The 14468-nt window shown below is 51.6% G+C and carries 14 protein-coding genes; 11 read left to right on the top strand and 3 right to left on the bottom strand.

Annotation, left to right across the window (positions count from 1 at the left end; all coding sequences use genetic code 11):
* Positions 1–170: 170 nt before the first annotated feature.
* The gene (locus AC6I1V_RS12070; RefSeq protein ID WP_497737014.1) at positions 171–530 is read right to left on the bottom strand and encodes a helix-turn-helix domain-containing protein; all 360 of its coding nucleotides are present in this window, start codon (positions 528–530) and stop codon (positions 171–173) included.
* A gap of 181 nt (positions 531–711) precedes the next feature.
* On the opposite strand from AC6I1V_RS12070, the gene AC6I1V_RS12065 reads away from it, so the two are divergent.
* From AC6I1V_RS12065 to AC6I1V_RS12045, 5 genes are all read left to right on the top strand, one after another.
* Positions 712–2205, top strand: coding sequence for a hypothetical protein (locus AC6I1V_RS12065; protein ID WP_497737013.1), 1494 nt, complete (start codon positions 712–714; stop codon positions 2203–2205).
* 127 nt (positions 2206–2332) lie between these two features.
* On the top strand, positions 2333–2986 hold the full coding sequence (locus tag AC6I1V_RS12060) for an ERF family protein (protein WP_497737012.1): 654 nt from the start codon (positions 2333–2335) through the stop codon (positions 2984–2986).
* Positions 2987–3001: 15 nt separating this feature from the next.
* Positions 3002–4159 carry a hypothetical protein gene (locus AC6I1V_RS12055; protein WP_497737011.1) on the top strand — a complete coding sequence of 386 codons (1158 nt, stop codon included), beginning with the start codon at positions 3002–3004 and terminating at the stop codon, positions 4157–4159.
* A 13-nt stretch (positions 4160–4172) separates the two neighbouring features.
* Positions 4173–4415: a hypothetical protein gene (locus AC6I1V_RS12050; RefSeq protein WP_497737010.1), complete on the top strand. Its 243-nt coding sequence runs from the start codon at positions 4173–4175 to the stop codon at positions 4413–4415.
* 35 nt (positions 4416–4450) lie between these two features.
* Positions 4451–4807 (top strand): hypothetical protein, encoded by a 357-nt coding sequence (locus AC6I1V_RS12045; protein WP_497737009.1) that lies wholly within the window; start codon positions 4451–4453, stop codon positions 4805–4807.
* A gap of 4 nt (positions 4808–4811) precedes the next feature.
* Here AC6I1V_RS12045 and AC6I1V_RS12040 read toward each other — a convergent pair whose 3' ends face one another.
* Together AC6I1V_RS12040 and AC6I1V_RS12035 are read right to left on the bottom strand one after the other, a co-directional pair.
* The gene (locus AC6I1V_RS12040) at positions 4812–5084 is read right to left on the bottom strand and encodes a type II toxin-antitoxin system RelE/ParE family toxin (RefSeq protein ID WP_497737008.1); all 273 of its coding nucleotides are present in this window, start codon (positions 5082–5084) and stop codon (positions 4812–4814) included.
* Between the two features lie 5 nt (positions 5085–5089).
* Positions 5090–5368 (bottom strand): CopG family ribbon-helix-helix protein, encoded by a 279-nt coding sequence (locus tag AC6I1V_RS12035; RefSeq protein ID WP_497737007.1) that lies wholly within the window; start codon positions 5366–5368, stop codon positions 5090–5092.
* A gap of 73 nt (positions 5369–5441) precedes the next feature.
* Between AC6I1V_RS12035 and AC6I1V_RS12030 the strand changes: the two genes are divergently transcribed.
* The 6 genes from AC6I1V_RS12030 (at position 5442) to AC6I1V_RS12005 (ending at position 14456) form a co-directional block, all read left to right on the top strand.
* On the top strand, positions 5442–6419 hold the full coding sequence (locus AC6I1V_RS12030; RefSeq protein WP_497737006.1) for an AAA family ATPase: 978 nt from the start codon (positions 5442–5444) through the stop codon (positions 6417–6419).
* Between the two features lie 32 nt (positions 6420–6451).
* Positions 6452–7429, top strand: a complete 978-nt coding sequence (locus tag AC6I1V_RS12025) for a DUF3150 domain-containing protein (RefSeq protein WP_497737005.1) — start codon at positions 6452–6454, stop codon at positions 7427–7429.
* A gap of 76 nt (positions 7430–7505) precedes the next feature.
* On the top strand, positions 7506–9170 hold the full coding sequence (locus tag AC6I1V_RS12020; RefSeq protein WP_497737004.1) for a VWA domain-containing protein: 1665 nt from the start codon (positions 7506–7508) through the stop codon (positions 9168–9170).
* A 309-nt stretch (positions 9171–9479) separates the two neighbouring features.
* A complete protein-coding gene (locus tag AC6I1V_RS12015; RefSeq protein ID WP_497737003.1) occupies positions 9480–9677 on the top strand; it encodes a hypothetical protein in 198 nt (65 codons plus the stop codon).
* Positions 9678–12463: 2786 nt separating this feature from the next.
* On the top strand, positions 12464–12835 hold the full coding sequence (locus AC6I1V_RS12010) for a hypothetical protein (protein WP_482330521.1): 372 nt from the start codon (positions 12464–12466) through the stop codon (positions 12833–12835).
* Positions 12836–13019: 184 nt separating this feature from the next.
* Positions 13020–14456, top strand: a complete 1437-nt coding sequence (locus AC6I1V_RS12005) for a putative sulfate exporter family transporter (RefSeq protein ID WP_302551794.1) — start codon at positions 13020–13022, stop codon at positions 14454–14456.
* The last annotated feature ends 12 nt before the right edge of the window (positions 14457–14468 follow it).

The raw sequence follows: 14468 nt of genomic DNA, 5'->3' as shown, positions 1-14468 counted from the left end.
TTATCTTATAAATTGCGGATAAACAGGATAAAACCTTGTTCAGCCAGAGTATACTTTTTCTCCTACCATCGTCTGAAAATCCCGACAGCCGGAAAACTCATTATCCACCATGATTATGAGAATTACAAGTAATACCGTTCCCTGCTCAATTCAGAGGGTACTCTCCACTGCTACGGTTCCGTCCGGCTCTTTTTGACGGTCTGAATAGCCGTAATCATCAGATATACCAAGTCTTCCTGCGTACTGGCCGGTAGAGACCGAAGCATATCCTCCACCGTATCCAGCTTCACACTGAGGGGATCCCCCTCCTTCCTAAACAAATCCGCAACGTGGCAGCCTAAAATTTCGGCAAGTTCTTCCAGTCTGGGGAACCGTGGCGCGGCCATGCCTTTTTCAATTCTGGACAGGGATGCTCCGCTGATACTGAGCTTTTCCGCAAGCTGCTCCTGGGTAAGCCCAACGGCTTTTCTCCGGCGGGCTATGTTTGTGCCGACGATAGCGGCCAGTTTCTGAATTTTTCTGGAACTCACAAATCACTCCTTTTTGACAGCTAAATCATAGCTTGCGTTAGGAGTGTCATGAACGGCTTTTTAACTAAGAATTATTGACTTAAAGCTAAGAATAAGAGAGACTGTCGGAGCCAATTTCCGTAAGAAATGAACTTTCCATCTCGGCTCACTTCCGGGATGGGGGTACGCAAGGGAGTAAAAAATGAGACGCTTTTTTGCTGCAACCGTAACATGTTGCCTCGTTCTGCTTTTGGGCTGCCCTCTGGCCGGATATGCCGCCTTTTTTACGGCATCGGAAATTTCCGACCTCAAGGATACACCTCTACCCTCTGACCGGAGCGTGACCATAGGCAAACTTTTTGACACCTACCAATACTGCCAAGACGGCAAATGGACGCTTCACGAAACAGATCGGGGCCAGAAGTACGTTGAATTCAGGGGAAAATATTCAAACCTCAGCCTTGTATTATCACGGATAAAACCGCATTTTTCGGGTACGCCTGATAGCGTATTCAAAGAAATTGCACGGTCTCTTGATTCCGCCGGGTTCACAGTCGAGCTTGTAGCACAGTTTATGATTGCTGCTGATGGGAAATCCTATCAAACGGCATTCTTAGGTTTTGACTACAGGGGAGAAACACCACGGGTGTCATCGGCCACGATGGAAAGAGGTTTCCGCCAGATTCATCAAAATGAACATTTTACCGAAACACTTCCGAATGCGGGTATCAAGAGTTTCGACTATTATTTTAAGAAATACATTTTAAGCAGAGCTGATAAAAAAGCATTGCAGGTAGTTGGAGTGCTTCCTTCCAATAGGGATATATCGGTTACATGGGAAAAAATGCCCATAGTTATATATCAAATAGATGGATTCAAATTCGATGATCGCACCGAGTGCATCACCTTATCAGCTAGAGGAGAAATAACGGACTTGGTACCCGAAAAAACTTCAAATGCTAATTACTATGCTCAGGGTAAAGTTAGTTATGAAAAATTTTCTCAGGATGGTGCTAAGTATGGAATTCTCCAAAATGTTTCTTTTGAACTCGCCTCTGTGATAAAAGATAATGAACTTCGCCTTGCCGACTTTCGATTTGTCACTTCAGATAAAAGTTCAGATGGTAGTGAAGTGCAGCTTGTCTTGAAATCATTATCTCCTATAAATTTTACAATTCAAACCATATGGTACAATGGGGCATTATCAGAACAAGTACAGGTATTTATTCAACGTCAGTATGATGCCATGAATGCTGCGAAACAAGCAGAATTGGAAAGAGTTCAGGCACAACGACAGGCTGACGAACAATTTCGTCAATCTGTTTTAGCACGCCGCGATACACCGTATATCGGCCCGGCAACACGAAAAAAAGAACAGCAAACCATTTTTGGAACATATGTCTATCAGCAGGAAGGCTTTACCGGGCAACTCATCCTTTCGCCAACAAACCCTTCGACGAAAAGAATGCCTATAGCCATCTCAACCGTCAATCCTGATTCTGGGAATATGTGTGAATTTGAAGGCACATGCAGTGCTCAAGGTGGAAAATTGATCTGCACCAATGATGATATAAAAATGGATAGAAGTAATTTTATAGAGGTAACACCCTTGCAAAATGCGCTTGAAATTACCCATTCTTATGATTTGATATGTGGAATGGGCGTAATAGTTGAGGGCAACTACACCAAAAAGTAACCTATGAAGTTCAGTGTTGTTCGTGTATATATTACCCCATTGAAATAGCAGAATAATTCCCAAAACATCGCACAATCCCTGTCCGGTTCACGCCGGATGGGGATTTTTGCATTTCAGGAGGCAATCTATGGAATCCTATCAGTCCCAGGACATCACCGAACTGGCAAAGGCATTGCTGGCTGTGCAGTCCCAACTTCAACCAGCCCTCAAGGACGCTGAAAATCCGTTCACCAAAAGCAGTTACGCGACCCTCAACAGCGTGATGGATACATGCAGGGCGGCACTGCTTACCAATGGCATTTTGGTGACCCAATTTCCCGTGCCTGCGGAAACCGGCCACCTGGGCTTGGCGACCAAACTTATTCATGCGGAATCCGGCCAGTGGCACAGTTCACTCGCTGTCGTGCCTTTGCCCAGGGCTGACCCGCAGGGCTACGGCTCGGCACAAACCTACGCCCGCCGCTATGCGCTGTGCGCCATGCTCGGCATCGTCACAGAAGATGATGACGGCGAAGGCGCAAAAATGCCGCAATCCGCAAGAAAGTCCAGAACTCCCGCCCATGAGCGCAACCAGGCGCGGAATACTCCTCCGGCACGAGAAGAAAACTCCGGCCTGCCGAAAATCGACGGTATCACCTATCAGAACATCACTTCCACAGACGGACGCACCTACATCATCGCTTCCGGCAATACCCAACCCAAGAAGGATTTGCTCATGGGCCTTGGCTTCAAATGGAACGCACAGCGCAAAATGTGGTGGAAATATACTGATGCGGCATGACAATGGGAGACATGTATGCACACACCATCCGACAAGGCAAACGGCCTGCTGACCCTGCTCCATAGGGGATTGCATCTCCATGCGGAACGTGCAACGGCCTTGGCCCTTGGCGACAGGAGCACGTATGTCGGCCTTTCAGACATCGGCAGAGCTTTGGAATGTCCCAGAGCGGCCCTGCTGAATAAAATATCCCCATGTCCGCAGGGCAGCCTGCAAAAACTCCTGACCCTGCAACGCGGGCACTGGCTTGAATACGGCATCGGCCAGACTCTTGCCGTTCACAACCTTCACATTCTGCCGCAGTTGGAGCTTGCTTTTATTCACAACGGCGTTCCCATCAAAGCGCATCTCGATTTTACTCTGGTATGGGATAAGCCGCACCCCGCCGTGCGGATTTTGGAACTCAAAAGCACGGAACGTCTGCCGGAAACTCTCTATACTTCGTATGAAACACAGCTTTACGGACAGGCAAGCTTTCTGGCCGAGTTCTGGAATATGCCCGTGTTCAGCCTGAGAGATGGAAATGGAACGATTCTTCATAGCAATCTGACCATGCCGCAGTTGTGTAAGGCCCGTTTCGGCCTTGTCATGCCTGCGGAACCAACCGCTGTGGATATGGAAGCCTGGGTGCTGTGCCTGTCTATGTCCGACGCCAAAGCCTTCGGCCCCTATCTCCCCAACGCCGCCATACGCGATCTCTGCCTGAACACGGCTGAAACCCTCTGGCAGCATAAGCAGGCCGTGGAAAACGGCCAGCTCGACATCAACGCTGTGCCCCACGCCACGGGCTTTCACGCTCTGTGCGCGTATTGCGACTGGAACGCCGACTGCCCCAAGTTCCATGATGGAGAGTATCAACCCGAATGGCAACCTGAACTGGATCGGCTTGTCCGGCTCAAAAATTCCCGCTCCGCTTTGGATGCGGAAATTGAAGCCCTGGAAAGCGGGCTGAAGGACGTTTACGCGCTCTCAACCATGCAAGGCAACTGGATCAACACCGGCAGTCACCGCTTTCGCGTCACAACCTCAAGCGGACGGCGTACCCTGAACCGTGACCGCCTGCGTGAGGAATTGACCCGATCCCGTGGAGAAGAAAACGCGGAAGACCTCCTGACCCGTTGCGAACAGGAAGGTCGGGCTTTTTCACGACTTGTCATCAATGCAATCAACTGAGAGGAGAATCTGTATGTCAAAGAAAATAACGCTCCGTTTTATCGGAACAGACGGATGGTCGCGCTGCGTATTCAAGGGCAACGATGAGAACTACTACAAAACTGTCGAGCTTGATCCTGTCGAAGTTTTTTTGAATGTGTCATGTGAGGAACAAATTGCGCTCTTGCAAACGCTGCATACCACGGACGATCCCGATGGAGAACCCTCTTACTTATGCCGACTGGAGAATTTTATCTTCAACGGTATCAATCTGTAACCACTGTCAATAGAAACAGAAAAAGGAAAACACGCATGGGATACTATTCTGATGTGGGCCTTTGCCTCACTGCCACAGGCAAGAAAGTTCTGGATGCCGGACTGACCGCGCTTGAGCCTCATGCCGAGCGGACAAAAAATATCCATGAACTCCTGAACTCTTCCCGCGACAAGCGGGAAGCTGACGGAGCCGTGGCCTGGCTTTGGGAATCCCTCAAATGGTATGACGATTACCCGGATGTGGCGTTCATGGAAAACCTACTGCAAGACCTGGACGAAGAGGATTATCTCTTTATCCGTGTCGGTGAATCTGATGACGATACCGAGTATCGGGGCGGATTTTGGGAAAATCCCTTTAACATGTGTCTGAACCGCAGCATTGTTTGGGGCTGATTTTCTATGCTGGCGGCCAATCCTGAGCTGCATGCAGCACATTAACGATATGAACGACATCCTGGTCAAGCATATAGACCACGATGTAGTTTTCATGCACCACCATTTCACGGGTGCCGGGCATTCGCCCCTGCCGTCCGCTCAGAGGAAATTTTTCTAACTGATCACCCACGGCATCGAAATGGTCAAGCAGGTGCAAAGCTGCGGTCAGATTGTCTTCCGCTATATAGCGGACGAGGCCATCTCTGGCCGCAAGCGCGACCTCGGTCCAGAGCACAGACATCATCGGGCTTGGGCCAGCAATTCTTCACGCAGTTTCATGGAACGGCGCTTGGCTTCTTCATTGCTGACCACGCGGCCTTCTTCCACAGCCTTTATGCCTTCGGCCACCTTGGCCCGGAACCACTGGTCATAGCTCAACGTGTCCGCATGTTCCTGCACATACCGGCGCATAAAGTCCCGTAACAACTGCGCGCCGGAACGGTCGTTGGCCTGAGCAATACTGGCAAAGGCTTCCTTTAAGCTTTCGTCAACCCGAAAAGTATACGTCGCCTGAGTCATAATTGTCTCCTTCTGTGTGTTCATTTGTAACACATACAAGCAAACACTTCAACCCCCGTTCAAGGATGGTTTTATGAGTCAGCAACATGATATTCTCGCATCGCTTCAAGAAGTCGAGATGGACGCCGGAACGGTGTTCAGCGGAACTCCGTCCGGCACCCCGGTAAAGGGCTATGCACAGCCTTCGCCGTTCACCCCCAAACTAAACCCTGACTATGTGTTCCATGAGCACAGCCGCGACCTGGTGGTCTGGTTTATCGCTCCCCCATCGCCGCTGTATGTATGCGGCCCGGCAGGAGCGGGCAAAAGCAGCATGATCAACCAACTGGCGGCCCGCCTGAACTATCCCACTTTTGAAGTCACCGGGCATAATCATCTGGAGTTTCAAGATTTGGTCGGGCACCTCTCCGTGCAGAACGGCAATATGGTCTTTGAGTACGGCCCTCTTGCCCTTGCCATGCGCTTTGGCGGCTTGTTGCTCCTGAACGAACTTGATTTGCTGGAGCCTGCAACCGCCGCAGGGCTGAACGGTATTCTGGACGGACAGCCTTTGTGCATCCCGGAAAATCAGGGAGAATTGATTGAACCGCACCCCATGTTCCGATTCGCGGCCACGGCCAACACCAACGGCGGCAGCGACGAAACCGGCCTGTATCAGGGAACGCTTCGCATGAATCTGGCGCTTATGGACAGATTCACGGTCTGCGAAGTGAGCTACCCCGTACCCGAAATCGAACTGCGATTGCTGAAAAAAATCGCTCCGCAATTGCCGGATATGCTTCGCAAAAAAATGGTGGAATACGCTAATGAGGTCCGCCGTCTGTTTATGGGCGAAGCCGAAAACAGTTACAGAGGCAACAGCATTGAAGTTACCTTCAGCACACGTTCTTTACTTCGCTGGGCGGACTTGATTCTACGCTATCAGCCCCTTGCAAAGCAGGGCATCCAGCCGGTGGCCTATGCTCTTGATCGGGCTTTGGGCTTTCGCGCCTGCAAGGAAACCAAAGCGGTTCTCCACGAACTGGCGCAACGCATCTTCCCGCAATCGTAAGACATTTCCACAAAATCCCGTGAGGAGGTACCATGACAGACATCACAGTTCTTGACCATTTGCTTGTGGTCAATCTCGATATCCACATCTGGACAGCCAGAAAGAAACTGGTTCCGCTTGATTTGGGCGGCGCGGAACTTCCGCCCGAAGACCTGGCCTCGCTTGGCAGCAAGCGCGTCTGCAACCCTGAAGACCTGCGCAGCTTCACCACACTAAAGGCGCGGGCCGTGAGCGTGCTGGAGCGAAGCGGAATCCGTTTTCTCAGCGGATGGGCAGTGCCGGATACGCGCATTGACGACATCATGCGGGAATTGGCCGTCATCCGCGACGAGTTCAATGCGGCCAAGGAATCTTTTCTGCAACGCTATGAGCAGTCCGTGCGGGACTGGATTGCCAGGCATCCGCAATGGGGCAACATCATCGCCGGTTCCACGGTCAGCGAGGAGTATGTGCGTTCCAGACTGGATTTTCGCTGGCAGGTGTTTCAGGTGGCGCAGCCGGAAGCGGTAGACCGCAACATGGATAATCTGAAGGAGGATATTGACCGGCTTGGCGGGACTCTTTTTGATGAAATCGCCAAAGCAGCCGGGGAAGCATGGCATCGCTGCTATGCCGGGAAAACCGAGATTACCCGCAAGGCGTTGTCACCGCTGAAAGCCATGTATGACAAACTCATGGGACTGACTTTTGTGGAGCCGCGCGTTGCGCCTGTGGCCGAACTGCTGGATACGGCTTTCCGCAGCATTCCCAAACGCGGAGCCATTACCGGCAGCACTCTTGTCATGCTGCAAGGTCTGGTTTCACTCCTGCAAAGCCCGCAGGCGCTCATGGAACATGGACAAATGATTCTGGATGGACGCAAGAACAGCCACAAGATTCTGGAGTCGCTGCTTCTGGCCGAGTGCGCCGTGCAGGTGGAATCTGAGCGGCGCAAAGAGGACTTGCGGAAGGACGCGCTGTTTGACGATGCCCCTTTGTTGCCGGTCATTGAGAGTCACGGCCTATGGTAAATAACCAACCAAACCATACTGACGCCAGCCCCTTTGAGCACTGAAGTTCAAAGGGGCTCTTGTTTTTGGAGGAAACATGAATCCCAAACACATTATAAAAGCCTTGCCCCTGCTCGCGTCTGTCCTGGGGCGCAAGTACGGAGTGCAGGTGCGCATTGGTGGCGATACGGCATTCACCAACGGCAACATCATTCAGTTGCCGAGCCTTCCTCTGGATGGAGATGAAACCCTGATTGGTCTGATCCGTGGCTATCTGGATCACGAAGCAGCCCATATCAGGGCCACGGATTTTGACACTCTGAACACGGCCAATGTGACTCCGCTGGAAAAACACATCTGGAATATGCTGGAAGATCACCGCGTGGAAAATGTCCTGTCAGGCATCTATCCCGGCTGTCGGGAGAATTTTCAGTGGCTCATCAAGCATCTTTTTCTCCCCAAAACCGAAAAAAGCAAACAGAAAGCCGCTGCTCCAGATCCGGCCCTGCTTATTCTGGACTGGCTGCTCATCACTGTTCGTTCCTGGGACGTGGGGGAATTGGGTGCAGAAAGGGATTGCCTCAGAGCTTCGGCGGAAATCCATTATCCCGGTCTAACTCATGAATTGGAACCGGTTTTGCGATTGGGTCCGAAACAGTGCGCAAGCACGCAGGACACCTTTGGCTTTGCCTGTGAAATCGCAAATATCATCAGAAAGTACGCCCAGGTCATGGAGGAACAACAGAAACAAGAGCATAGCCATACGGGACAGGGAACTTCCAATGCTTTGCCAGAAGTGGAGTCAGATCCATCCTTCGGTCAAACAGGCGCCCCAACGGCCCCCAGACAGGCACTGCAAAGTTTGCAAAAGCTGGTTTCCACTGATGCGAATAGCGATATCTTTCCCTCCGGGGTGGGAGAACAGTTACAGCAAATGCTCTCCAATTTGGGGAAAAACGGAGGAGAGCGAGTTCAGATTGCTGTGGCGACTCCCCAAACCACGCAACCTCTTTCACCGGACGAACTAAACGATTCCCGGCAGGCGACAACGGCGCTGCGGACCAGGCTGCAAGCCCTGATGCAAAGTATCCGTTCCGTCAGGAATCACAGCGCGTATACGGGTGCGCTCAACATCCGCAGGCTGCATAGCCTGGCGACCGGAAATGCAAAGGTCTTTCTGCGCAAAGGCGAGAAAGCCGGTGTGAACACCGCCGTCCACATTTTGCTGGATGCCTCCGGTTCCATGAACGGCAAGCCCATAGCTTTGGCGGTCAAGGCATGCTTTGCCGTGGCGTCAGCTCTGCAAGCCATACCAGGCGTCAGTGTGGGCGTTACCGCCTTCCCCGGCAATCCTGTTCCGGATTCGCCGGAACAGCAAGGACACTGGCAAACCGTTGCTCCCGTCCTGCTGCACGGTCAGAAGTTGCATACCAGGTTCACGATGAAAACCGGAGGCAGTACCCCAATGGATGCGGCCTTGTGGTGGGTACTGCAACAGCTTCACTCCATGACGGAACCCCGAAAAATCGTTGTGCTGATAAGCGACGGCGAACCGGATGACCTGAAGCTCACCCAAACCGCCATCCGGGCCGTCAAGGATGCGGGGATGGAAGTTTACGGCATCGGCATACACACCATATCCATCCAGACCCTGCTTCCCGGCAAAGGAAGCAGGGTCATCAACGATATTGCTGAATTGGCTCCTTCCATGTTCACCATCCTGCACGATGCGCTCATACACAAACAGGGAGAAAACGTATGAAAATCTTGTCTGATTGTCGGCTTTGCCAAATGGGCATTCTCAGCAAAGTCCCGCTGTGTTTTGGCTGCCGTCCCTGGATATCCTGCCGTTTCCCAAAGCGGGGTCCTTTGATCCGTTTTTAACCCATAACTGCAAGGAGAAACCAATGAATTTCATCCCGTGGATTCCGGTTGTCATTGCCGTTCTTGAAGCGGTCAGAGAAAAGTGGCGTGACTGAACACCTTTAAAGAAGCGAGAAAGGCATGAGGCGGGGACATTGGTTCTCGCCTCTTGTGGTATCAACAAGAGTATCCCTACAAGGAGGGTTTTATGAGCAAGCTTGGTTATTTCTTTGCCGGTGTGGTCGCCGGTGCCACAGCGTTGACCGCTGCCGCATTTATGGTTGATGACGTTGCCCACAAGCTGGATGCTGCATCCGATGACGAGGGAGATTCGGAGGACGCCGGAAGTAACGGCTCCGCTGACGATGCGGAAGATGCCGGTGAAACAGGTAATCCTGCAATGTAGAATTGTTGTCTGGCGCGTCCCTTTGTTCCCGGAACATGCCTGACAAAGACGGTTGGGTTTGAATCCCATCAGGGATTCAAACAGAAAAGCGTTGTCTACTCACGAGTAACGGCAGTAAGCCATATCCCCTGCCGTTACTCGTGCTTGCTTTTGTCTCTTGTTTTGTCCCCGATTATCGGATACGTTTTCAACAATGACAATTTGGTACGGGTACAATAATTCAATGAGTTAGGTGAGATAACCCCGAATCCCACCCTCTCCGCCACTTAAAAACGCCAAGGCATCCGATGAAATCCTGAGGCTCTATTAGAGTAGATGGTTGCTTTATCTCCAAAACACGTTGAAAATACAGTTTTTTCTCCAGCTTTCCTCTTATCAGAATCCATAAGGTATTTTGCCGATTATTCCTTTGGAACTTCAAGGAAAAAGCATCAACCATTTTCTAGGACACAGCCAATCCTGAAAGCCCTTGATCTGAATGATTGAGGGCTTTTTTGTGCCTGATGCGATCTGAAAAACCTTTTTCCACAGATTATTCGTGATTCATTTTACCACATCTTGATCTTTCATATCTATCATAGTTCCGTTTATTCTTTGATACGAATATTTCTAATGCATTTTCTAAAATCACTTTATACTGTCATTTATACGTATTGATTCAATGTTAAGGAATAAAAACTGCACCACTCAGTTTTACTACAATTATATACGCAATAATCTATGGATAAGTACATTGTGAAAATAGGAAAAGTATTTTCGGAAGAGATGGCGTACTCTTTCCTTTAGAGGACGTATAAGGGGAATAACTGAGCCCTTGAAACATCGGTGGCGTCAACAGTATGACATTACGGTCTGGCGTTGCCATCAAGTGCCTGTTTGATAAATGAGGCCTTCATGGCAGCCATACCGTGAAGGCCTTTTTTATTGGTTGTGTTATAGAAAATGTTTGATGCTTTTTCCCTTGAAACTCCAAAGGGATAACCGGAAAAAGGCCTTAGCCGTGGATCCCGCCGAGGGGAAAACTGGAAAAAGACTCTATTTTTCACCGTACTGTGGAGATGGAACAACCACATACTATAACAGAGCCTTTTTATTTGGCTCTGTTATAGTACAGGGTTGTTTTGTTTCAACAATATACTGAAAATATATGCTTTTTATCCATTTTTCCGCTGGTGGGCTCTGCGATTGGGGGAGTTTATTGGCTATTTCCTTGAAATTCCAAAGAAATAACCAATAAAATGCCTTAGCCGTAAATTCCGCAAAGGGAAAACCGGAAAAAAGCGTATTTCACTGCGTTGTGGAGACGAAACAGCCACAGACTATGATAGAGCCTTATCCATCAGATACCACCTTGTATTCTTTCCACTTTCAGCGGATGTTCCGGGACGTGCCTCCCTGTTTTTCCATATCCAGAAGTTATGGCAGGAGAATATTCGTGCGCTTTTTATCTCAGGTCACCCTTTCTTGAGCTTCGGTACGGCGGGACGCCCTCCTACAGGAGATGCCGGGGAGCTCGCACTGCCGTAGGCAACATGAACGCGCCGGAGCGCCATTTGAAACGGATCAGCCTGTTGGAAGAAGAGGCGGCTCAGCCATGCCGGGGCATCCAGTATCTCTCGAAATGTTCACTACCCCATAGATCGTGATAATATTCACGCACTTCATATGGTTCAGGAACGGGCTGAGGATAAGATCCGGCACGTTGCCGACCCTTTTTTGTTTCCGCGTTCGTGTCCCCGCGCCTTCCCGCACAGAGGATCGCGGAATGTATCCGAAACATTCGCGTTTCAATGAAATTCGCATTCAACTATTTGAAACTGAAAAACAAATTTTGAGGAAATCATCGAAAAGGCGGATGTCTCAAGGCTCCGGGGATGTTGCGGGATACGAAGACCATGCTGGGTGGGATTTTCATGAAGGAAGGGGTGCCAGCGCATATCCATGCGTTTGAATCCCGGAATCCCAACTGTGGTTCCAATCTGCCGGGCTTGCCGAGTTAACGGGCAGCGAAACCGAAACAGTTGAGCGTGATATGGTGTTTATCCTTTAAGAACAATATGATGTACGCGTGGAGAGCAGTCTCACCGATCTCGGAAATCGGCGCGTCAGGGAGACAGTGCCATGCGCGCATGGAGAGCAGTTTCAAGGCAGTCGCGTGGCACGTAGTCCCAAGGACAGGGCCATGCACGCATGGAGAGCACGGACGGTGCGGTATCGGATCTCGCAGGCACGTATGAGGGAGCTGCGCTTGAAATATGACGTTTCCTTCCTCCCTATTTTGATCATCGTCGAGGCGTTGCTCTTTGATTTTGGCTCTGTCATAGCGTGTGATTGTTTCATCTCCACAGCACGGTGAAAAGACAGCCTTTTTCTCCAGTTTTCCCCTTGGCTGAATCCATAGCTGAGGCGTTTTTCTGGTTATTCCTTTGTAAATTCAAGGAAAAAAGCATCAACCATTTCCTAGGCCACAGCCTTGATTTTTACCAACGGTGCCCGCGGCTGCGCCAATGCCGCCGCTGACAGGGGTTCTGCAAGCGCCTCACAGCCCCCGCTGGGGGATCGCGGGGCGCCTCATCAGCGCGTGGGGCCTTGCCCTCCCCGCTTCCGCGGCTTCCTGCGGCCTGTTCTTTTTCCCGCTTGACCGCCCTGTGGATCTTCATGGATACACTATTATTTCAATAGAAAAGATAATGTTTACTAAAATAAAGTCAGGCAGCCTTGACATATTTTATCTTCAAGTGTAAAAATTCACTGTATCATCCGTATAATCCCCATGTGAGCTGCTTATGCCTCTTTCTTTAGTCACACAAAGATTTATGTGCGCATTTTTTGTCGTCACTATGATCTGTGGCGTATGGCAATATGCAGCGGTGGAAAACGCCCTTTACTTTGAAGACAGGGAAGGCGTCGTATCCGAAGAAATCTGCGAATATGCCGTAACGCAGCGTGCGGATCAGAGGCGCTCAACTTGCAATCCGAATGCAAGCGGTATGGAAACGCTTCTTCCCCTGCTTTCCATCCTGCTTGGCTTCCTTCTCTACGGGCCTGTCGTCAGGAAAATCCATCTTTGCCGCCTGCAAAATGATTTTCTTCCTAACCTATACGACTTTCACGGGATGCTTCCACTCCCATTCGCTCCTCCGCCCGCGCGCCCTTAAGCCTCCGGATCGGGCACGGCTGAAAAAGGGCCTTTCATGCCCAAGGCATGTTTGGCGCGGGAACGGCACCCGTCCCCGCAAATGGGGAGCGTCCCCTCAGCCTTTTCAGCGTGCATCCCGCCGGGGGCCGGATTCCCCTTAGGATCATTTCGCATTACTCAAGAACATATTCGGAGTGAGGAATATGGAAACCGTAAGAAAGCCGTTGAATGAAGACCGCGTAGCCTTGTTGCTCGGAAGCGTCATCTTTATCCTTGCCCTGCTCAAGTTCGGCGGGATAGACATGCTCGGCTGGGCCGTCAAAACCGGTATGTGGGTGGACAACCCGCTTGATGCGTGGAAGTCCGCCACCAAGGGCCTTCTCCCCGGCTATGGGGCCCTGTTTGTTACCTACGCCGTCCTGACGGGCGCGCTGGCGTGCGGCGTGAAGCTCATGGGGAACGACGTGGCGAAGTTCGTCAAGTCCTTCACCATCATCTTCTTCATCGCCATCATTTGCTATACGTTGGGCGCCAACGCCTACATCGCGGCCAACCCCACCCAGCTCAAGGCGCAGGGGATTCCGTGGGCGCTGGGCCTGAGCACCGAAGCCGGGCTCATCCTCGCCCTCGTCATGGGCATCGTGATCAGCAACTTTATGCCGAACCTTGCCGAATCCCTTAAGGACGCATGCCGTCCCGAACTGTTCGTCAAGATCGCCATCGTCATCATGGGCGCCGAACTCGGCGTGAAGGCCGCCGACGCCGCCGGTTTCGCCGGCCACATCATTTTCCGGGGACTGTGCGCCATCGTTGAAGCCTATCTCCTCTACTGGTGCGTGGTCTACTACGTCGCCCGCCGGTACTTCAAGTTCAACCGCGAATGGGCCGCGCCGCTGGCCTCCGGCATCTCCATCTGCGGCGTTTCCGCCGCCATCGCCACGGGTGCGGCCATCCGCTCCCGGCCTGTCGTTCCGATCATGGTGTCCTCGCTCGTCGTGGTCTTCACCTGCATCGAAATGCTGATCCTGCCCTTCATCGCCCAGCACTTCCTGACCGGTGAACCCATGGTTGCGGGCGGCTGGATGGGCCTCGCCGTCAAGTCCGACGGCGGCGCCATCGCTTCCGGCGCCATCGCCGAATCGCTGATCCTCGCCAAGGCCGCCGAATCCGGGATCAACTGGGAACCCGGCTGGATCATCATGGTGACCACCACCGTCAAGATCTTCATTGACGTCTTCATCGGCGTGTGGGCCCTGGTCCTCGCGTGGGTGTGGTGCACCAAGTTTGACAAGTCCGGCGACCGCACCATGCACTGGGGCGACGTGTGGGCCCGTTTCCCCCGCTTCGTGCTCGGCTACATCATCACGTTCGCCATCCTTCTCATCATCTGCCTCCAGTCCCCCGAACTGCAGAAGACCGGCAAGGCCGTTTCCGGCACGCTGAACGCCTTCCGCGTCATCTTCTTCCTGCTTACCTTCTTCACCATCGGCATGGTGTCGAACTTCCGCAAGCTCATGGAAGAAGGCATCGGCAGGCTGGCCATCGTCTATGTGGTGTGCCTGTTCGGTTTCATCATTTGGCTTGGGCTGCTCATCTCGTGGCTGTTCTTCCACGGCATGACTCCTCCTCTGGCCTCCTGATTTCACACTCTG

The sequence above is a fragment of the Bilophila sp. T19-St14 genome (genome assembly GCF_059728385.1).
Note: the sequence above shows the minus strand (reverse complement) of the source record. Positions and strands in the feature narration are given on the sequence as shown.